General features: G+C 51.3%; 20 protein-coding genes. 9 read left to right on the top strand and 11 right to left on the bottom strand.

All coding sequences use genetic code 11. The annotated features are described in order from the left end of the window. Position 1: 1 nt before the first annotated feature. Positions 2–1,129 (bottom strand): glycosyltransferase, encoded by a 1,128-nt coding sequence (locus SBO83_RS20150; protein ID WP_396132718.1) that lies wholly within the window; start codon positions 1,127–1,129, stop codon positions 2–4. Further along, the gene (rfaQ, locus tag SBO83_RS20155; protein WP_396132719.1) at positions 1,126–2,208 is read right to left on the bottom strand and encodes a putative lipopolysaccharide heptosyltransferase III; all 1,083 of its coding nucleotides are present in this window, start codon (positions 2,206–2,208) and stop codon (positions 1,126–1,128) included. The genes SBO83_RS20150 and rfaQ overlap by 4 nt, the downstream gene beginning before the upstream one ends. Before the next feature lie 216 nt (positions 2,209–2,424). Between rfaQ and SBO83_RS20160 the strand changes: the two genes are divergently transcribed. Beyond that, the gene (locus tag SBO83_RS20160) at positions 2,425–3,390 is read left to right on the top strand and encodes a polysaccharide deacetylase family protein (RefSeq protein WP_396132750.1); all 966 of its coding nucleotides are present in this window, start codon (positions 2,425–2,427) and stop codon (positions 3,388–3,390) included. Continuing rightward, positions 3,383–4,465 (top strand): glycosyltransferase family 9 protein, encoded by a 1,083-nt coding sequence (locus SBO83_RS20165; protein ID WP_396132720.1) that lies wholly within the window; start codon positions 3,383–3,385, stop codon positions 4,463–4,465. Before SBO83_RS20160 ends, SBO83_RS20165 begins: the two co-directional genes overlap by 8 nt. Positions 4,466–4,505: 40 nt before the next feature. Here the strand turns inward: SBO83_RS20165 and SBO83_RS20170 are convergent, their stop codons facing one another. The 5 genes from SBO83_RS20170 to rfaD are packed head-to-tail and all read right to left on the bottom strand — an operon-like array spanning position 4,506 to position 9,549. Further along, positions 4,506–5,681: an O-antigen ligase family protein gene (locus SBO83_RS20170; RefSeq protein WP_396132721.1), complete on the bottom strand. Its 1,176-nt coding sequence runs from the start codon at positions 5,679–5,681 to the stop codon at positions 4,506–4,508. Further along, the gene (locus SBO83_RS20175; protein ID WP_396132722.1) at positions 5,653–6,564 is read right to left on the bottom strand and encodes a sugar glycosyltransferase; all 912 of its coding nucleotides are present in this window, start codon (positions 6,562–6,564) and stop codon (positions 5,653–5,655) included. Before SBO83_RS20175 ends, SBO83_RS20170 begins: the two co-directional genes overlap by 29 nt. 2 nt (positions 6,565–6,566) lie before the next feature. Then, positions 6,567–7,535, bottom strand: coding sequence for a lipopolysaccharide heptosyltransferase RfaC (gene rfaC / locus SBO83_RS20180; RefSeq protein ID WP_396132723.1), 969 nt, complete (start codon positions 7,533–7,535; stop codon positions 6,567–6,569). Then, positions 7,535–8,584: an ADP-heptose--LPS heptosyltransferase RfaF gene (rfaF, locus tag SBO83_RS20185; protein ID WP_396132724.1), complete on the bottom strand. Its 1,050-nt coding sequence runs from the start codon at positions 8,582–8,584 to the stop codon at positions 7,535–7,537. The genes rfaC and rfaF overlap by 1 nt, the downstream gene beginning before the upstream one ends. A 32-nt stretch (positions 8,585–8,616) precedes the next feature. Beyond that, positions 8,617–9,549: an ADP-glyceromanno-heptose 6-epimerase gene (gene rfaD, locus SBO83_RS20190; protein WP_396132725.1), complete on the bottom strand. Its 933-nt coding sequence runs from the start codon at positions 9,547–9,549 to the stop codon at positions 8,617–8,619. A gap of 243 nt (positions 9,550–9,792) precedes the next feature. On the opposite strand from rfaD, the gene SBO83_RS20195 reads away from it, so the two are divergent. Continuing rightward, positions 9,793–10,989 (top strand): glycine C-acetyltransferase, encoded by a 1,197-nt coding sequence (locus SBO83_RS20195; RefSeq protein WP_353503836.1) that lies wholly within the window; start codon positions 9,793–9,795, stop codon positions 10,987–10,989. A 9-nt stretch (positions 10,990–10,998) separates the two neighbouring features. Further along, positions 10,999–12,024: an L-threonine 3-dehydrogenase gene (tdh, locus tag SBO83_RS20200; RefSeq protein ID WP_034794554.1), complete on the top strand. Its 1,026-nt coding sequence runs from the start codon at positions 10,999–11,001 to the stop codon at positions 12,022–12,024. A 66-nt stretch (positions 12,025–12,090) separates the two neighbouring features. Here tdh and SBO83_RS20205 read toward each other — a convergent pair whose 3' ends face one another. The 3 genes from SBO83_RS20205 to gpmM all read right to left on the bottom strand — a co-directional run bounded on the left by SBO83_RS20205 (position 12,091) and on the right by gpmM (position 16,080). After that, positions 12,091–13,041, bottom strand: coding sequence for a divergent polysaccharide deacetylase family protein (locus SBO83_RS20205; protein WP_396132726.1), 951 nt, complete (start codon positions 13,039–13,041; stop codon positions 12,091–12,093). 2 nt (positions 13,042–13,043) lie between these two features. Further along, on the bottom strand, positions 13,044–14,309 hold the full coding sequence (gene envC / locus SBO83_RS20210) for a murein hydrolase activator EnvC (protein WP_396132751.1): 1,266 nt from the start codon (positions 14,307–14,309) through the stop codon (positions 13,044–13,046). A 226-nt stretch (positions 14,310–14,535) separates the two neighbouring features. After that, positions 14,536–16,080: a 2,3-bisphosphoglycerate-independent phosphoglycerate mutase gene (gene gpmM, locus SBO83_RS20215; RefSeq protein ID WP_396132727.1), complete on the bottom strand. Its 1,545-nt coding sequence runs from the start codon at positions 16,078–16,080 to the stop codon at positions 14,536–14,538. 303 nt (positions 16,081–16,383) lie between these two features. Here gpmM and SBO83_RS20220 point away from each other — a divergent pair, with 303 nt between their 5' ends. The 5 genes from SBO83_RS20220 to cysE all read left to right on the top strand — a co-directional run bounded on the left by SBO83_RS20220 (position 16,384) and on the right by cysE (position 19,578). After that, positions 16,384–16,815, top strand: coding sequence for a rhodanese-like domain-containing protein (locus SBO83_RS20220; protein ID WP_353503839.1), 432 nt, complete (start codon positions 16,384–16,386; stop codon positions 16,813–16,815). Between the two features lie 49 nt (positions 16,816–16,864). Next, entirely contained in the window at positions 16,865–17,116 is a 252-nt protein-coding gene (gene grxC / locus SBO83_RS20225; protein WP_034794565.1) for a glutaredoxin 3, read from the top strand. Positions 17,117–17,184: 68 nt separating this feature from the next. Continuing rightward, entirely contained in the window at positions 17,185–17,655 is a 471-nt protein-coding gene (secB, locus tag SBO83_RS20230) for a protein-export chaperone SecB (protein WP_034794567.1), read from the top strand. Then, complete coding sequence (gene gpsA / locus SBO83_RS20235; RefSeq protein WP_396132728.1) at positions 17,655–18,674, top strand: NAD(P)H-dependent glycerol-3-phosphate dehydrogenase; 1,020 nt, start codon at positions 17,655–17,657, stop codon at positions 18,672–18,674. Before secB ends, gpsA begins: the two co-directional genes overlap by 1 nt. Before the next feature lie 82 nt (positions 18,675–18,756). Further along, complete coding sequence (gene cysE, locus SBO83_RS20240; protein ID WP_034794571.1) at positions 18,757–19,578, top strand: serine O-acetyltransferase; 822 nt, start codon at positions 18,757–18,759, stop codon at positions 19,576–19,578. Between the two features lie 63 nt (positions 19,579–19,641). On the opposite strand, the gene trmL is transcribed toward cysE, so the two are convergent. Further along, positions 19,642–20,115, bottom strand: a complete 474-nt coding sequence (gene trmL, locus SBO83_RS20245) for a tRNA (uridine(34)/cytosine(34)/5-carboxymethylaminomethyluridine(34)-2'-O)-methyltransferase TrmL (RefSeq protein ID WP_396132729.1) — start codon at positions 20,113–20,115, stop codon at positions 19,642–19,644. Positions 20,116–20,131 lie beyond the last annotated feature (16 nt).

Raw genomic sequence — 20,131 nt, forward strand, 5'->3', positions numbered from 1 at the left:
GTTAATCCAGTATTTTTCTATAGAGGTCAAGGAGTTGCCCTGAAAGGCGGGCAGGCGTTTCTTCTATAATTTTTGCGCGGGCGGCGGCGGCCATGTCGGAGCCTAGAGCCACGACAGGCAGTTCGCGGATGGATTCTGCCAGCGATGCGATATCCAGCGCATCAAAAACAAAGCCATTTACACCCTGTTGAATGAATTCCGCGCCGCCACAGGTCTGGCTGGTGATCACCGGCAGCCCGCAGGACATGGCTTCCAGAATCACGTTAGGGAAGGGGTCATATAGCGTAGGCAGCAGCAACGCGTCGGCCGCCTGATAAAAAGGCAAAGTCTGCTTTTGCACGCCCATAAAGCGAATTCTCTGCTCGCAGCCCAAAGACTGCGCCAGTCCGCGATAACGTTTTTCATCTTTATCCTGCCCCACGACCAGCAAAATGCTGTCCGTTGGCGCGACGGCGCGAATCGCGGCCTCAAGCCCCTTGCGTTCAAAACCTGAGCCAACAAAGATCAGGCAGTGCGCCTGTTGGGGAATGTTGAACTGCTGGCGCAGCTGATGACGCAGCGCCTCAGTCGCCGGCAGGAACTTCTGATTATCGATCGCATTATAAATGACGGTGATTTTCTCATCAGGCAGACCGAAGTCGGCCATGATTTCATTTTTAATCATTTGCGCGTTACAAATCACCGACTTCAGCTCCGGCGCTGCGTACATCTCTCGCTCGGCGCGCATCACATAACTGTGGAATCTGTCAGTGAGCAGGCGTTTACCGCGCCATGCTGGCAGCAGGCGGCTACGCTGCAACAGCCAGCGGCGATGCACCCCATCCCCTGCGCGATAAATATCGCAACCGGGAATGCGCTCATGGCTTTGGACGATATCGAATTTCTCCTGCTGCCAGATTTTGCGCGCGGCGTTGGCAAAACCGCGCTCGCGGCTGACGCGGCCCCATTTCATTGGGTTGCAAAGATGGATGTGCCAGTTCGGGTTGACGTCGCCCTGCCATTCGCGAGTGATGACGCTTAAGTCGAGGTCTTGATCTTCAAGGGCCTCAAGAGCGCGGGAAACAAAGCGCTCGGCGCCGCCGTCTGGGCGATATTTTTGGCGAACTAACGCCAGTCGAAAATGCTTCATAGGAGTCGCTTCCTCGCTGCGTCGATAACCCTTTGCGTCGGAATGGCGTCAAGGTATCGCTCGGAAGTATGGGTATCGATATCATCCGGGTCCGGCAGTTCGCAGAAATCCCCTGCCCAGATAACCTCGCCTTTTGCCTGCCATGGCGACCAGAAAACGCGCTTTGATGGGCCAAACAGCGCCACCAGTGGCGTTTGCAGGGCGGCGGCCATGTGCATTGGGACGGAGTCCACCCCAATAAATAGGCTAGCTTTATCAATCAGCGCGGCCAGCTGGCGTAATGACAACTGGCCGGCAAGGGAAACCACCCCGCCTTTTGGACTGAGAGCCAGAATGCGGTCGATCATTTGTAGCTCGTTTTCCGCCGGGCCGCTGGTTAAAACGATGGTTTTACCCTCACCGTGCAGGGCGGTGATCGTCTCGGCCATTTTTTCATCAGTCCAGCATTTGAAGAACCAGCGCGAAGTGGGCTGAATCACCACGAAATCACCATTAACCTGCTGTTTCTCCAATAATTTTGCGACATAGGCAGCATCCTCTCGGGAATAGCTCATGGTCACGCGCGTATCGACCGAAGAGAGTTGCAAAGGGGCTAGAATGGAAAGGTTCTGCTCAACAGTATGCAGTTGATGGTGATTGGACACATCGACTAAATGGGTGTGGCAAAACTGCCATAACTTGCCTTTGCGTTTAGGCAGGTCGAAGCCCAATCGGACAGGCGCACCCGTGAGCTTCGCCACCAACGCACTGCGCCATTGGTCGGCAAGATTAACCACTAAATCATATTTACGTGCGGTCAACTGCTTGATAAGGCGGGATTCATGACGCAGGTGAGCGAGGGTTCCCTGCTTTTTCCAGGTGCGGTCGATGGTAAACAGATTTGTTAAATCGGGTTCGCTTGCCAACATATCCCGGGTTTCGAGGTACATTAGCATGTCAATTTCAGCTTCAGGATAGTGTTGTTTCAGCGTACTGATGACCGGCGTCGTCAGTAACATGTCGCCATGATGACGCAGTTTGATGATCAGAATACGCCGCGGTGGCGCGAATTGCTTAATCGGTTGGGCATTTGCCATCATTCATCACTATCTATGAAATCAAAGCTTGATTCTAAAGGACGCTGGAGGATGTTGCCATACTTCCACGCCTTTCTTGCCTTGCTGGGGAAAATACCAAAGAATAAGCAACAAAAAGTGCAGAGCGTTGTCCAAATCGACTCATGGACACCCATACATTATGTATTATTCCGTGCGAATGGGTCATTTGGCCCCAACAGTTTTCATCAGGCATGTTTTATGACAAAACCCGCATTTATCATCACGATTGACACTGAAGGCGACAATCTTTGGCAAAATCATGAGCATATCCTCACGAAGAACACGCATTTTTTGCCGCGTTTTCAGGCATTGTGTGAGCGTTATGGCTTCAAGCCGGTCTACCTCACCAATTATGAAATGGCGAAAGATGCCGAGTACGTGGAGTTTGCTCGTGACGTGATTGCACGTGGTCAGGGCGAAGTGGGTATGCATCTTCATGCCTGGAACAGCCCACCTATCTCTCCGCTGACGGATGATGACTGGCGTCATAAGCCTTATCTTATCGAATTCCCTCGTGAAGAAATCCGAGCGAAGGTCGAGTATATGACGCGGTTGCTGGAAGATGCATTCGAGACAAAAATGCTGAGTCACCGCGCGGGTCGCTGGGCGATGAATGAGTATTATGCTTCATTGCTGCTGGAATTCGGTTATCAGGTCGATTGTTCGGTCACGCCGAAGGTGAACTGGCAGACTTCGCCTGGCGCGCCCGAGGGCAAAGGCGGGACGGACTATCGCCATTTTCCATCTCATTCCTATTTTATCGATCCGGAAAATATTGCCCAATCAGGCCAGTCAACGCTGCTCGAAGTCCCAATGAGTATCCAGTATAAATATCCACATTGGATTAATGGCTTAAAGCAGGGCATTAACGCACTGCGCGGCAAAAAGCGTCCGCATTCCGTGCATTGGCTGCGCCCTTCGGGCGGCAATGCCGAAAACATGAAGCGGGTTGCTGCCAAAAGCCTTGAGCAGGGCCACGATTTTGTTGAGTTTATGCTCCATTCCTCTGAATTTATGCCCGGCGGCAGCCCGACATTTAAGACGCCAGAGGATATTGAGATCATGTATCAGGATTTAGAAAGTTTGTTTGAATGGCTTAAGGAACGTACCCAAGGTATGACGCTGGCAGAATATTATCAGACGAAAGTGAATCAAGATGTCTAAAAAGTGGAAAACGACATTAGCAAATTTATTTTTACAGGGTTTTGTTTATTTTAATAAAAGCTTTCAAAAAGCAGAGACATTTGATGCTGCTCGAAATTTTAACAGTATTGTCATTTTTTCGACAACCGCGTTAGGCGACTTGATGTTTAATACTCCTGCTATACGGGCAGTAAGACAACGTTACCCTGAGGCATATATTACTCTTGTTTCAAGTGAGAAAAATAAAGTATTAGTTTCGGACAGCGCTTACTTTGATAAAATCATCTATTGGGATGAGAAGGTGAAGGATATACTCCCGCTCGTCTCCGCCATGAAGGAGAATAAACCTGAATTGGCAATAATTCTACATTCTAAAGCACCCTACGATATAGTAAGTTCCATCATGGCGGGATGCAACTATATCATTAAGGACGTTTATGGAAATAGAAAAACGGGAATGGAACAATGGCTTGTTAACTCCACCGTTAATTTTGATGGTCATCTTATTCAGCGCAAACTGAATCTGATAAGTATGTTAGGTTGCGCAACTGATAATACTGATATGTTTATCCCTACGAGTTTTTCGTCAGTAGAGAAAAACGCCAATGTTATTTCAATTGGCTTTCAGATGGGCGCTTCCGAAAAAATAAGATGCTGGCCAATTTCTCGATTTGTCGAACTCGCGCAGCAGATCGCGATGCTGGGTACCGAGTATGAGATAGTATTAATTGGTAGCAATAAAGAAAAAGAGCATGAAGATATTTTTTTAAGAAGTATTCCTGAAGATCTCAAGGGTAGAGTAGTAAGCCATATTGGCAAAACAGATCTCAAGATGTTATTGGCGATTATTAACAATTTAGACATTTTAGTTACTGGTGATACAGGGCCATTACATTTAGCTGTAGCGTTAAAGACAAAGACAGTCAGTTTGTTTGTTACTGCTAATCCTAAGCATACTGGTCCATATCAAGATCATGAATTGCATAAAGTTTTGCATGTACCTTTAAATAATGTAAACACCCTCAATCCAGAGCAACCCCTGTCAGCTATCACTGTTGATCAGGTGTTAGAAAACATTAAAAAACTTCTCTTCTAGATTAAAAAACAGAGAGGATTTCCTCTCTGTTTTTGTAAGATCACGCTCTATTTCTTTCTCGCCGCTGCCCAGAGATAATCAAACCTAGTGGGAACCAGAATAGATACCAAGCCTCACTTGGATTACCTACATTAAACATCCCTTGAGATACGTAAAAAATAGTCATAAAGAAAAAGAGTGCTGCTTCAAGTCTTCTTTCTTCTTTTATAGCGTTTATTGCTTGCAAAACTCCATAGCCCATTAGACATAAGAATAGGGTCAGTCCAATCAAACCACCCTTGAGTAGAACTCCCAGATATAGACTGTGGGTTGTAGTAATGTGTTCACCACTGTAATTAACAAAATGGAGTTCTTTTTCAAAGCCATATCCAAAGAGTGGGGCTTTACTAATAACCTCTAAAGAATGTTGCCAGATGCTGGTTCTTAGATGAACCTGTGTTGATAGCTCCTGAAAACGTAGAACCAAGATTTCTGCAATACCAATATATGAGAAAAGTATCGATACCACAGCTAATGTGAGTAGGGAGTAAAGCACATTCTTCTTAGTAATAATTTTAAAATGAGAGGTAATAGCTAATGAAATTATTAGTGCAATTACAGGGCCTCTACTTTGCGTGAGTAGCAATGCTGTAAACAATAAAAATGCGGAGTAGAGATAAATTTTTTTATGTGATTCTTTAAAGGAAATAAAAGATAAGATTATGCCGATGGCAAAATATCCACCGACATCGATAACATTACTTGGCCCCGGCGATTTTACCGATATCAGTCGACTAGTCAGTAAGTTTTGATAATCAATGCTAATAAGAAAGATAGCTAGAATAGAGAATCCTAGGATTGCTGCATCGAGCATGTATTGGCGATTCTTACTAGTGTAAGTACTTGTAATCATTGAGAGGAAAATGATTAAATATAAGCTGTGTGTTAATGCGGAAATTGTATTGTAGGGGTCATCACCCCACAAGTTGCTTATGGAAATGTAAACTAAATACCCTGCCGAAAAGAGAATGCCATATAAATAACGTTTGTTATTAAATAGATGCTCTCTAAAGTTTGCCTTCATGTATAGTGCTGCTATGAAGGTTAAAGCTGAAATGTGAAAAATGTTGTTTGAGCGTGTAAATCCACAAAAAATAGCGCTAATGAAAATAAAAAGAATAAACAGAGAGTAAAACAAACCCTCAAATTTAATCTTTTTTAAAGAATGCATCATCATAACTAACCTTTTGGAAAATTTCATTGGGAACTGAACTATTTATAGAAAGATTGACTGCTTTTCTATTATTCTCCTCTAATACATTATTCGCATGAAGTAATGCCGGGAAAATGATGTTATCAACCATTCCTTCTAGATCAGTTGGTAATTTATTGTTATCAGACTCATAAAAACGTGGCTTATTGAAGTTATTCATATCTAAACCAAGAATAAATATCTTTTCAAAACCTAAGAAAAAGATAATTTGCAGTGCCCAGTAAACGACGGTGCCCGCGTCAAAAATGCCATTACATATATTAGTAGCGAATCCTATATCATCACGATAATCTGGAAAGTGATGTCCAGAGGTATTTTGATATGTTTTCTTCAATTCTGACGGTTTTAATGAAGCTTGATGGATACGGAATGCAGCGTCTTCTATTAGTGCCAGCTGACAATGTGTATTATCAAGCCCATAACCATCAAAAATTCTCGCTATCCCATGCGCAGTGGTAAAGAGTGTTACCTTAGGGTTGTTGATAATTTGAGCTATAATCTCAGGTTTTTTATCAAAAAAACCCATATCAACAATCGTGTATAAAGAAAAATTTAAGACATTATCAAGAAACCATGCCCCATTAACCCCCATAGCAGGAATAGATGGATGATTATCGAAATTTATTTCATTAATAGATGGGCCGCTTGCAGCCAACACTATAGGTCCAGAGAACGCATTTCTCAATGCAGATAAATTAACGATTGGTATTTTTTTACCTCTGTAATGCAATGAATTGATTTCCCCCGTAGTGGCTCGTTTAATTTTCATATATGGCCAGAGGTTTTCATTATGTCGATAACTACGAGGGTGTGTGTATCTATAAATTTGCTTAAAGAGTGATCCCACGTTTAAAAGCCTCCCCCATCAAACAACGTCTTAACTTGCCGCGGGGTTACATCAGCCATGCTTACACCAGATACAGGGCGACAAACGAGCTGATTCTTCCCATAACCGCCGATCAATCCTGGGTCGGTCGGGCCATAAATCGTAATGTTAGGCCTATCGAGGGCCGCGGTGAGGTGGCTCAAGCCGGTATCTACTGACACCACGGCTTTCGCACCGGCCAGCACGCTGGCGACCTGTTCGAGACTCATCTTCGGCAGTACCACGACGTGCTCGAAACCCTCCGCCAGACGGCAAGCGCGCTGATGTTCGTGCTCCGCGCCCCAAGGCAGTTTAATCACAATGTCCTGATTGCTGAATAAGCCAATCAGCTCGCGCCAGTGACTTTCAGGCCAGTGCTTATCGGCCCGCGTGGTGGCGTGAAGGAAAACCAGATAGCGATTGGCATCGGCAGGCGGGTTTGCCAAAAAGCGTGCAGCGATAGCGTAATCGCCCTGAGTCTCTGGCTTCTCATAGCCAAGGCTTTTGGCGAACAGCTCGCGCGTACGCTCGACGGCGTGCTGCTGCTTGCTTATCTCGTGGCGCTGGTTGAAAAACCAGCTGGCGAAAGGCTCGCGGGCGCTTTTGGCGTCTTGCCCATGTTTACGGCCCTTGGCGACACGGGTGATCAGCGCCGCGCTCTTGATTAAGCCCTGTGCGTCAATCACCGCATCATAGGTGCGCGATTGCAGTTCTCTTTTGAAATCACAGCGTTGCTGGCGCGTTTCCGAGCCAAACCAGTTTTTTCTCCAGCGACGAATGGCCACCGGGATAACGCGATCGACAGCCGGGTGCCAGCTAGGAATTTGTGCAAACCCTTCTTCCACCACCCAATCGAATGAGATACCCGGAATGGCGTTCATCGCATCAGTTAACGCAGGAAGGGTGTGCAGGACGTCGCCCATTGATGATGTTTTGACAATCAGTACCCGCATTACATGTCCTTTCCTGAAACCAACAGCTGCGACAACTCTTGATAAACCTGCTCGGGTTGAATGTCGATCAGACTTTGATGATAACCCTGTTCGGCATCCCCTTTACGCACCTTGTGATAGCCGGTGATCAGGCGAATGACTTTGGCGTGCTGGCTGAGCGGCGGGGTGAAATCAGGGCTGCTCGGGCCATAGAGTGCGACCAGCGGCTTATTCAGCGCGGCGGCAACGTGCATCAGGCCTGAGTCATTGCTGACTACTGCCTGACAGGCGGCAATCAGCACCACGGCCTGATCGAGCGAGGTTTTACCTGCCAAATTGAGGCACAGCGCCTGCGCGGAATCCGTCAGCGCAGCGCGAATATCTTCACCCGCCGGATGGTCTTTTGCCGAGCCAAAAAGCACCACTTGATAGCCATCGGCAATCAACTTTTCGGCCAATGCGGCGTAGTGGTAGTGCGGCCAGCGTTTCGCCGGGCCAAACTCGGCGCCGGGGCAGAAGCCAATCACCGGCCTTGCAGCAGACAGCGCGAAGGCCAGGCTGACGTCGGCGACTTCGGTCTCCGTGACGCGTAACTGCGGCCAGAGCAGAGGCTGAGGCAGGTCGGCCGCAGAGTGAATCTGCTTGGCGTCATAGGCCAGCGCCACGTAGCGCTGCACCATTAATGGAAAAGCGGGCTTATCCAGTACGCGAATATCATTGAGCAGGCCGTAGCGCATCTCGCCTCGCCAGCCGGTTCTTTGCGGAACCTTGGCGAAGAAGGGCACCAGTGCGGACTTGAAGGAGTTGGGCAGAACGAAGGCGCGCTGGTAGTGGTTCTCGCGCAGGGCAACGCCCAGACGCCGACGCTCACCCAGCTCAAGCGCGCCATGGCCAAGAGGCATCGGCAGGGCGCGGCTGACTTCTGGCATTCTGTCAAGCAGTGGACGGCACCAGGCCGGTGCCATCACGTCGATTTCTGCCGCTGGCTCAATGGCCTTGATGGTGCGGTAAAGACTTTGCGACATCATCATGTCGCCCACCCAAGAAGGGCCAATGACCAGCATTTTCATTACTTACACATTCCTTAACTCAACACTGAGTATCAGACCGCGCGGTTAAGCCACGTCATGTATTCAGCCACGCCTTCGGCAACGGTTTTGAACGGTTTGTCATAACCCGCGGCGCGCAATACAGACATATCAGCCTGAGTGAAAGACTGGTAGCGGCCTTTCAGTTTTTCAGGGAATGGAATGGTTTCAATTTGGCCTTTCTGGTGATGTTCGATCACGGCTTCCGCCACGGCCTGGAAGGACTCTGAACGGCCGGTCCCGCAGTTGAATATGCCGGAAACGCCATTCTGCCAGAACCACAGGTTCACTGCGGCGACGTCACCCACGTAGATGAAGTCACGTTTGAAATCTTCGCTGCCAGCGAACAGTTTTGGATTCTCGCCCGCGTTGATCTGGTTGTTCAGATGGTAAGCCACGCTGGCCATGCTGCCCTTGTGGCCTTCGCGCGGCCCATAGACGTTGAAGTAACGGAAACCACAAATCTGTGACTGGGCGTGCGGCAGAATTTCACGCACATATTGGTCGAACAGGAATTTGGAGTAGCCATAGACGTTCAGCGGCTGTTCGTATTTACGGTCTTCCACAAAGCTGGTGCTCTGGCTGCCGTAGGTGGCCGCGGAAGAGGCGTAGAGGAACGGAATTTCGCGCTCAAGGCAGAAGTGCAGCAGGTCTTTGGAGTACTGATAGTTGTTATCCATCATATACTTGCCATCCCACTCGGTGGTGGATGAGCAGGCACCTTCATGGAAAATTGCGTCGATATCACCAAGGTCATCCCCGGCAACGATGCTGGCGATGAAGTCTTCTTTGTCGCAATAATCAGCAATATCGAGGTCAACCAGATTGACGAATTTGGTGCCGTCTTTCAGGTTATCGACCACTAAAATATCGCGATATCCCATATCATTAAGCGATTTAATAATGTTGCTGCCGATAAAACCAGCGCCGCCAGTGACGATTATCATGGGACTCACCTTTAATCATTTAGAAAACTGCGCACCATGCGCGGTCTATACAGTTGGCAATATCATAACACTTCATTATGTCAGTCACATTCGGAAGCTATCTGATTCGTTGGATTCTAGTGCATCAGGGCTTAAGGCGTGAACTATGCTACAAAATAAAGAAATTCTGACAGCTTCACTCGTTATTCGTTAGCCGGATTAGTAATGTGTCTGACGAATGAGTCATTTTCAGGAGATAACGTTATGTCCGCTTCGTTTTACCGCCAACTGGAAGAAGAACTTGATCAGGCGCGTGCCGATGGTCTGTTCAAGGAAGAGCGAATTTTGACCTCAGCACAGCAGGCGGAAATTACCGTTGCTGGTGGTGAACCGGTCATCAATTTCTGTGCTAACAACTACCTTGGACTCGCCAACCACCCTGAGCTTATCGCCGCCGCCAAGGCCGGTTTAGACAGCCACGGTTTCGGTATGGCCTCGGTACGCTTTATCTGCGGCACCCAAGATGCCCATAAAGAGCTGGAAAGTCGCTTGGCCGACTTCCTCTGCATGGACGACGCCATTCTCTATTCTTCCTGCTTCGACGCCAACGGCGGCCTGTTCGAAACGCTGCTGGGGCCTGAAGACGCCATTATTTCGGATGCACTGAATCACGCGTCGATCATCGACGGCGTGCGCCTGTGCAAAGCCAAGCGCTATCGCTACGCCAACAACGATTTAGCCGAACTCGAAGCCCGTCTCGAGCAGGCCAAAGCCGAGGGCGCGCGACATATCATGATCGCCACCGACGGCGTATTCTCCATGGATGGCGTGATTGCCAACCTGAACGGGATTTGCGATTTGGCCGAGCGTTTTGACGCGCTGGTGATGGTCGATGACTCCCACGCCGTGGGCTTTGTCGGCGAGCATGGTCGCGGCACCCACGAATATTGCGATGTGATTGGTCGCGTGGACATCATCACCGGCACCCTCGGCAAAGCCATGGGCGGCGCGTCTGGCGGCTACACCGCGGGGCGCAAAGAGGTGATTGACTGGCTGCGCCAGCGCTCGCGCCCGTATCTGTTCTCCAACTCGCTGGCACCTTCCATCGTCGCCGCCTCGCTGAAAGTGCTCTCCATGCTGGAACAGGGCAGTGAACTGCGCCAGAAGCTGATGAGCAACGCCCAGCTGTTCCGCGAGAAAATGACCGCCGCCGGTTTCACGCTGGCTGGCGCTGACCACGCGATCATCCCGGTGATGCTGGGCGAAGCGAAGCTGGCGCAAGAGTTTGCGGCGGCCTTGCAGCACGAAGGCATCTATGTCACCGGCTTCTTCTTCCCGGTGGTACCAAAAGGTCAGGCGCGCATTCGCACCCAGATGTCTGCCGCGCACAGCACCGAACAAATCGAAAAGGCGGTGGACGCCTTCACCCGTATTGGTAAAAAGCTTGGCGTGATTGCCTGAGGAACCTGCATGAAAGCGTTAGCAAAATTAAAGCGTGAAGAAGGTATCTGGATGACGGATGCGCCAGTGCCTGAGCTTGGCCATAACGATCTGCTGATTAAAATTCGTAAAACCGCCATTTGCGGTACTGACGTGCATATCTATAACTGGGATGAATGGTCGCAGAAGACCATCCCGGTGCCGATGGTGGTCGGCCACGAATATGTCGGCGAAGTGGTCGGCATTGGTCAGGAAGTCAAAGGCTTCAACATTGGCGATCGCGTCTCTGGCGAAGGCCACATCACCTGCGGCCACTGCCGCAACTGTCGCGGCGGTCGCACCCATCTGTGTCGCAACACGCAGGGCGTCGGGGTGAACCGTCCGGGGGCCTTTGCCGAGTATCTGGTGCTGCCAGCCTTCAACGCCTTCAAAATTCCAGACAACATCTCTGACGACCTCGCCGCCATCTTCGACCCACTGGGCAACGCCGTGCATACCGCGCTCTCCTTCGATTTGGTCGGCGAAGACGTGCTGATCAGCGGCGCTGGCCCGATAGGTATCATGGCGGCGGCAATCTGTAAGCACGTGGGCGCACGCCACGTGGTTATCACTGATATGAATGAATACCGTCTGGATTTGGCGCGCAAAATGGGCGTGACCCGCGCGGTTAACGTCAAAAATGAGACGCTAGAAGAGGTGATGACCGAGCTGGGTATGACCGAAGGCTTTGATGTCGGTCTGGAAATGTCGGGCGCGCCACCGGCCTTCCGTTCCATGCTCAACGCCATGAATCACGGCGGGCGCATCGCGCTGCTGGGTATTCCGCCTTCCGACATGTCGATTGACTGGAATCAGGTGATTTTCAAAGGTCTGTTTATCAAGGGCATTTACGGCCGCGAGATGTTTGAAACCTGGTACAAGATGGCGGCGCTGATCCAGTCTGGTTTGGATCTCACCCCGCTTATCACTCACCATTTCTCTATCGATGATTTCCAGAAAGGCTTTGACGCCATGCGTTCCGGCCAGTCGGGTAAAGTGATTCTGAACTGGGAGTAAGTTCCAACTGCACCAAAGACAAAGGCCAGCATTTGCTGGCCTTTTGCATTGAAAGCGCGGGATGTTTTACGGTTTTTCCACTCCTTTAGGGGCATCGTCGAACCATGTGTCCCAAGTGCGCTCAACAAAGGTGACGGCAGGCAGCTGCGCCACGCTCTCACCAATAACCTTGAACATGGTATCGGCATACACCGGCGCCACGGGCTGCTTGGTGGTACAGAGGCGCGCCCCTTTAAACAGCGTTTTCGGCGGCGTGACTTTGGTCGGTTTTTTGCCCGGCGGCGCGCTGCGGGTCGGCTCATTGAGCAGATCGCTTGGACGCACTAAGACGATATCCGACGGCAAGTTCGGCAACATTTGCTGCAACACGCGCACCGTGGTCGGGTGCGGGTGGCCGATGGCGATGGCATAGCCATTGCGGCGAGCGAGCTGAATGGCGCGCTCAAACTGCTTGCGGATCTCAGCTTCGTTCTGCACATCATCTAAAAAGACGTTTCGCTTGATGACGCGCACCTGAGTCCCGGCGGCGGCCTGTACTGACTTGGTATTGCCGATGGTCATACTGTCGAGGAAAAACAGGCTGTGGGCGTTCATGGCCTGCATCACCTTCTCCATACCCGGCAGGCTGGAGGTCATGGCGCTGCCCATATGGTTGTTGATGCCGACGGCGTAAGGGATTCTCTTAATCGCTTGATCCACAATGCGTTTTACCTCTTCGCTGCTCATCGACGGCGTTAAGGTATCTTTTTCCAGCGGCTGTTTACTCAGGGGTGCCATCGGCAGGTGGATCAGGATCTCACGGCCCTGCTGGTGGGCTTTCTCCATCATGATGTGCGAGTCTGGCGCATTGGGGAAAATCGCGATGGAGACGGCCTTGGGCATCTGCAACACCTGATTTTCATTCTGTTGGCGGTAACCAAAATCATCAATAAGGATGGCTAATTTCGCTGCCTGAGCCTGACAGGCAAACAGGACGGTGCCGCACAGCGCGGCTAAAACGGACTTTTTATATCGCAATGCTATCTTCCCAACCACGGCTGTGGGTTAACGGCCTGGCCCTGACGACGAATTTCAAAATACAGCGATGGCTGGCCCTGACCTCCGCTGGTACCCACCAGTGCAATGGCTTGACCGGATTTAACCTGATCACCCACGTTCACCAGCGCGCTTTGGTTGTAACCATAAAGGCTCATATCACCTTTACCGTGCTCGATAACCACCACCAGACCGTAGCCCTGCAGCCAGTCGGCCAGCAGAACGCGGCCATCGGCGACGGCTTTGACTTCGCTCCCTTCCCGAGCCGAAATCACGATGCCTTTCCAGCGTAGCTCACCCTGCAGCTGTTCGCCGAATCGGTGCAGAATAGAGCCGCGAACTGGCCAAATATCTTGCCCCGCTGGACGACCCAGCCCGCCGGTGCGCGACACCAGCGCCTGCTCGCCCTGCGTCGGTTTGTAGGTGGAGCCTTTCTTCTTGGCTTGCTGCTCTTTGGCGCGAATAGCCGCGGCCTCTTTGGCCTCTTTCTCAGCGCGAGCGCGGGCGGCGCGCTCGGCGGCGGCAATCTTGTCACGTAGTCGCGTTTCGTTGGCCTTCAGTTCGGACAGGCTCTGCTCATCTTTCTGCAAGGAGCTTTCCAGCGAACTCAGCGTCTGTTTACGCGCGGCGCGGGCCTGTTCGAGCTTCTGCTGCTGGCTCTGCTGTTCGCTCAGTAAGCTTTTCTGCTGGGTCTGTTTGGCTTCCAGCGAGACGCGCTGCGCGGCCAGCGTGGTACGGGTTTGCTTAAGCTGCTCGATAGACTTCTGACGGGCTTCGTTGAAATAGCCGAAATAGGCCAGAATGCGTTCACTGCGCTCACTCTCTTCGCCACTCAACAGCAGTTGTAACCCACTGTGCTGACCAACGCGGAAGGCGGCATCCAGCTGTTTCGCCAGAATTTCTTCCTGACTTTTTTGCTGTTTTTGCAGTTTGTCTATCGAGGCATTTAAATTGGCGATGTCTTTATTGAGGGTGGCGAGGGTCGATTGAGTATCACGTAGCCCACGGCTGGCCGAGGCGATGATCTTTTCCTGCGCCTGCAACTGATCCTGCAACGAGCTGCGCTGCTGTTTCTGCTGCTTAACGCTTTTCTCTTTTTCGGCGATGCTTTGCTGCAGGGTTTTGAGCTGGTCTTTATTGTCGTCAGCATGAGCAACAAAAGCAGGAACGAGTAACGAGGCGCAAAGCAAAAATGCGGACGCCGGGCTGCCTGATGTCGTCTTATCATTAATAGAAAGACGGTTTTTCATTGCGCTGAAATTGATGAATTTGCTCAAACTTTTTCCTGCTTGCCGACCGTGGATGATAGACAATCTGGCTGTCCTTCAGGTTATCGTACCACTAATCAACAGCCTGATGCACAAACAAAAAAGGCGTACTAGCCGCGCTAATACGCCTTAAAACTGTAGTGTATAACAGACGTCCTTTAAATGGCCGCAATGCTTAAAATGCGGCCCGTTTAGACGTCGTTCAGGACTATTTAACGATAAATAGCGGCTTACCGCTCATTTCCGCTGGGGTTTTCATACCCATCAGCGACAGCATGGTTGGCGCGATATCGGAAAGCTTGCCGCCTTCGACCACCTGCGCGTCTGCGCCGATATAAATCAACGGCACCGGCAGATTGGTGTGCGCGGTGTGCGCCTGCCCTGTTGCCGGGTCGCGCATTTGTTCGGCATTACCGTGATCGGCCGTCACCAGCAGCTGGCCGCCCACCTGTTTCACCGCCTCGACCACTTTGCCAATGCATTCATCCAGCGTTTCCACGGCTTTTACCGCCGCTTCATACACGCCGCTGTGACCCACCATGTCGCCATTTGGATAGTTACAGATGATGGTGTCGTACTTGCCGCTGCCAATGGCGGTGAGCAGTTTGTCGGTCAGTTCCGCCGAGCTCATTTCCGGCTGCAAATCATAAGTCGCGACATTCGGCGACTTAATCAGAATGCGATCTTCACCGGCGAACGGCTCTTCCATGCCGCCGTTGAAGAAGAAGGTGACGTGAGCATATTTTTCCGTTTCGGAGATGCGTAGCTGGGTTTTGTTGTGGGCCATCAGCCACTCGCCCAAGGTGTTTTTCAGTGAAGCGGGTGGATAGGCGCACTCGGCATCGATATCGGCGGCGTATTCCGTCAGTATCACGAAATCGCCGAAGTTAATCACCTTTTCGCGGGTGAAGCCGTCAAAGTCGGGGCTGATAAATGCACGGGTGATTTCACGCGCACGGTCGGCACGGAAGTTCATGAAAATCATCGCGTCGCCGTCTTCCAGCGCGGCATCGGCTTCGCCTGTGCGGCGCAGCACGGTGGCTTTGACGAACTCATCGTTTTCATCGCGAGCATAGGCGGCTTGCAGGGCTTCAACGGCGTTATCGGCGGTGAACGCGCCTTTGGCCTGCGTCATCAGATCATAAGCTTGCTGCACGCGGTCCCAGCGATTATCGCGGTCCATGGCGTAATAACGGCCAATAATGGAGGCGATACGGCCAGTGCCGAGCTGCTGGAATTTTTCGCTAAAGCGCTGGAGTGAGCTTTCAGCGCTGCGTGGCGGGGTGTCGCGACCGTCGAGGAAAGCGTGCAGATAAATGGCTTTAGCGCCGCGACGGTGGGCCAGTTCAACCATCGCCATGATGTGATCTTCGTGGCTGTGAACGCCGCCCGCTGAGAGCAAGCCCATGATGTGCACGGCTTTGCCAGCGGCCACGGCACGGTCAACAGCTCCTGCCAGTACGGCATTGTCGAAAAAATCACCTTCTTTTATTTCTTTATCGAGGCGAGTCAGGTCTTGATAAACGATGCGGCCCGCCCCCAGATTGACATGACCGACTTCGGAATTGCCCATTTGGCCGTCAGGCAAGCCAACGTCCAGACCCGACGCGGCGATCAGCGTATGTGGGTAAGTCTGCCACAGGTTATCCATGACCGGCGTTTTCGCATTCAAAACGGCGTTGTCTTGTGATTCTTCGCGGTGCCCGTAGCCGTCCAGAATCACCAGTACCATAGGTTTTTTGTTGCTCGACATGTCAAAAGCCTCATTAAAAGAGTAAATGTTGAATAGGCTCGCCGTGGTCCGCAGCACGGGTTTGGCGTGGCTATTCCCACTTTTTGCGAGAGGATTTTACGTCAGAGTGAAAACACAAATAGCCCTGAGAGATCAAAGTTGGGCAATGTATGGATTAACAAGTGGGATAAATGCGTGTTAATTTTCCGAGATATGCCGCAGTTTGTGGCATTAGGAGATGCATACTGGCTGTATTTGCCGCAGCGCGCAGGTATACTCTCAAGCCTTGAATTTTCCCCCAACTGACGGGAGTTGCTACACCCCATGCAAGATATTATGCCGTTCATTAGTGCGCATCCGGTTCTCAGCCTGGCGTGGGTTGCGTTGCTGATTGCAGTAATTGTGACCACCTTTAAGACGCGTTTTTCTAAAGTAAAAGAGATCTCCCGTGGTGAAGCGACCCGCCTGATCAACAAAGAAGACGCCGTTGTGGTTGACGTGCGCGCACGCGAAGAATTCCGTAAAGGCCATATCTCCACGTCTTTAAACGTGTTGAGCGCCGACATTAAGAGCAACAACTTGGGTGAGCTGGTGAAGCATAAAGCACAGCCAGTTATCGTGGTTTGCGCCAATGGCACCTCTTCCCGCGCTGCGGCAGAAGGCTTAGTGAGTGCTGGTTTTGAACAGGTTTATACCCTGAAAGACGGTATCTCTGGCTGGAGCAGCGAAAACCTGCCACTGGCTCGCGGTAAGTAATTGCTTCGAATTACTCAGTAATACATCTACGACACTTGAGGTGGCTACCATGGCTAAAATTGAAATCTATACCAAGGCAACCTGTCCTTATTGCCACCGTGCGAAAGCGTTACTTAACAGCAAGGGCGCGGCTTTTGAAGAAATCGCCATTGATGGCGATGCGGACAAACGTGAAAAGATGATCGCGCGTACTGGCGGTCCTTCTACCGTTCCTCAGATTTTTATCGACGGACAGCACATTGGTGGCTGCGACGATTTACATGCACTTGATGCCAAAGGTGGCCTTGATCCGTTGCTGTGAGCGACATCAGGCAGTTGTGTATTTTAATCAAGTGTTTAAAGGACTATTAACTTAAGGGTACTACTTACATGTCAGAACAAAACAACACCGAGATGGCTTTCCAGATCCAGCGTATCTACACCAAGGATATCTCCTTCGAAGCGCCAAACGCGCCTCAGGTTTTCCAGCAAGACTGGCAGCCAGAAGTTAAACTTGATTTAGATACTGCTTCAAGCCAGCTGGCTGATGAAGTGTATGAAGTGGTACTGCGTGTGACCGTGACTTCTTCACTGGGCGACGACACTGCTTTCCTGTGTGAAGTGCAACAAGGTGGTATCTTCACCATCTCCGGCATTGATGGGAACCAACTGGCACATTGCCTGGGTGCTTACTGCCCGAACATTCTGTTCCCATATGCTCGTGAGTGCATTACCAGCCTGGTTTCTCGCGGTACCTTCCCGCAACTGAATCTGGCACCTGTGAACTTCGACGCGCTGTTCATGAACTACTTGCAACAGCAGGCTGAAGGCGAAGGTGCAGAACCACATCAGGATGCCTGATGAAAACCGTCAATGCTTCAATGACTGTGATCGGTGCCGGCTCATACGGCACCGCTTTAGCCATAACGCTCGCCAGAAATGGCCACAACGTGGTGCTGTGGGGCCATAACGCCGATAACATTCGCACGTTACAGGCTGCTCGCTGCAATCAGGCATTTCTGCCGGACGTTCCTTTCCCTGACAGCCTTGTGCTGGAAACTGACCTCGCCATTGCGCTGGCCGCTAGCCGCAACATTTTGGTGGTAGTGCCGAGCCACGTGTTTGGTGACGTGCTCCAGCAGATTAAACCTCATCTTCGCGCTGACTCTCGTGTCGTCTGGGCTACTAAAGGCCTCGAGGCGGAAACGGGCCGTCTGCTGCAAGACGTTGCTCGCGAAATTCTAGGCGATGACATTCCGCTAGCCGTGGTTTCTGGCCCAACCTTTGCCAAAGAGCTGGCAGCCGGCATGCCTACCGCGATAGCGCTGGCCGCCACCGACGCAGAATTTGCTGAAGATCTGCAACAGCTTTTGCACTGCGGTAAGAGTTTCCGTGTCTACAGCAACCCCGATTTCGTCGGCGTGCAGCTTGGCGGCGCGGTGAAGAACGTGATTGCCATTGGTGCCGGGATGTCCGATGGCATCGGCTTTGGTGCCAATGCGCGCACCGCGCTTATCACCCGTGGCTTAGCAGAAATGAGCCGCCTTGGCTCAGCACTTGGTGCTGATCCGTCCACATTTATGGGCATGGCGGGGCTGGGTGATTTGGTGTTAACCTGCACAGACAATCAATCTCGTAATCGGCGTTTTGGCATTATGCTGGGCGAGGGGATGGATGTTCAGGGCGCGCAGGATAAGATTGGTCAGGTGGTCGAAGGCTACCGTAATACCAAAGAAGTCCGTGCGCTGGCACAGCGTTATAACGTTGAAATGCCAATCACTGAGCAAATCTATCAAGTACTGTATTGCCAGAAAGATGCCCGCGAAGCGGCAATCAGCTTGCTGGCTCGTGCCAGTAAAGACGAAAAAAGCAGCCACTGATTGTAAGCCGGGACAGAGCCACTCTATTGGTCACCCGATAGAGCGGCTTTTTATTATCTTATCGAAGCCGTAAGGAACAGTAATGTCGTTAGAAGAGCTGGAACTGGTCTGGAAAAACATTAAATCAGAGGCGAGAGCGCTGGCTGAGTGTGAACCTATGCTGGCGAGCTTTTTTCATGCGACGTTGCTCAAGCATGAAAACCTCGACGGGGCATTAAGCTACATTCTGGCTAACAAGCTGGGCAGCCCGATTATGCCGGCGATTGCCATCCGTGAAGTGGTGGAAGAGGCATACCGCAATGATGCCCAGATGACGCTGTCCGCCGCGCGCGATATTCTCGCGGTGCATCAGCGCGATGCGGCCGTGGATAAATACTCTACGCCGCTGCTCTATCTGAAAGGTTTTCACGCGCTACAGGCTTACCGCATTGGTAACTGGCTGTGGAAGCAAGACCGCCAGGCGCTGGCCATCTATTTCCAAAATCAAATTTCAGTCACCTTCGGCGTGGATATCCACCCGGCAGCGCGAATTGGTTGCGGCATCATGCTCGACCACGCGACGGGTATCGTCATTGGTGAAACGGCCGTGGTTGAAAACGATGTCTCGATCTTGCAGTCCGTCACCTTGGGCGGGACAGGCAAGACCTGCGGCGATCGCCACCCAAAAATCCGCGAAGGCGTGATGATTGGCGCGGGTGCCAAGATCCTCGGCAACATTGAAGTTGGCGTAGGTGCCAAGATTGGTGCTGGCTCAGTGGTGCTGCAATCCGTTCCAGCACACACCACGGCGGCAGGGGTTCCTGCCCGCATCGTCGGTCGCCCAGAGAGCGAAAGGCCTTCGATGGACATGGATCAGCATTTCAACGGTATTACGCAAGGCTTTGAGTTCGGCGACGGGATCTAATTCTGACTATCAATGGCATGTGTTCACATGCCATTTCTGCTTTTACTTCTACTTAAAACACACTCAGCTTTTTATCAGCGCGCCCGGATAGCCCATTTGGCGCCATGCTTCGTATACCACCACTGATACGGCATTCGACAGGTTCATACTGCGGCTTTCTGGCTGCATTGGAATACGGATTTTTTGATTTGCTGGCAGGTTGTCCAGAATCACCGGCGGTAGCCCGCGCGTCTCAGGCCCAAACAGCAAATAATCACCGGCTTCATAGTTCACCGCGCTGTGCGCCGGCGTGCCTTTGGTGGTCAGGGCAAAAATTCGCTGCGGGTTCTCACTGCTTAGAAAGGCGTCATAGTTGGCATGATGCTTAATGTTGGCGAATTCGTGGTAGTCCAAACCGGCACGGCGCAGCTTTTTGTCATCCCAGCCGAATCCAAGAGGTTCGATGAGATGTAACTGGAAGCCGGTGTTGGCACACAGGCGGATAATGTTGCCCGTATTTGGCGGGATTTCTGGTTCAAAAAGTACGATGTTAAGCATGCGCCCCCCTGTAAGA

The sequence above is a fragment of the Ewingella allii genome (assembly GCF_044430645.1).
Taxonomy (GTDB): Bacteria; Pseudomonadota; Gammaproteobacteria; order Enterobacterales; family Enterobacteriaceae; genus Ewingella; species Ewingella allii.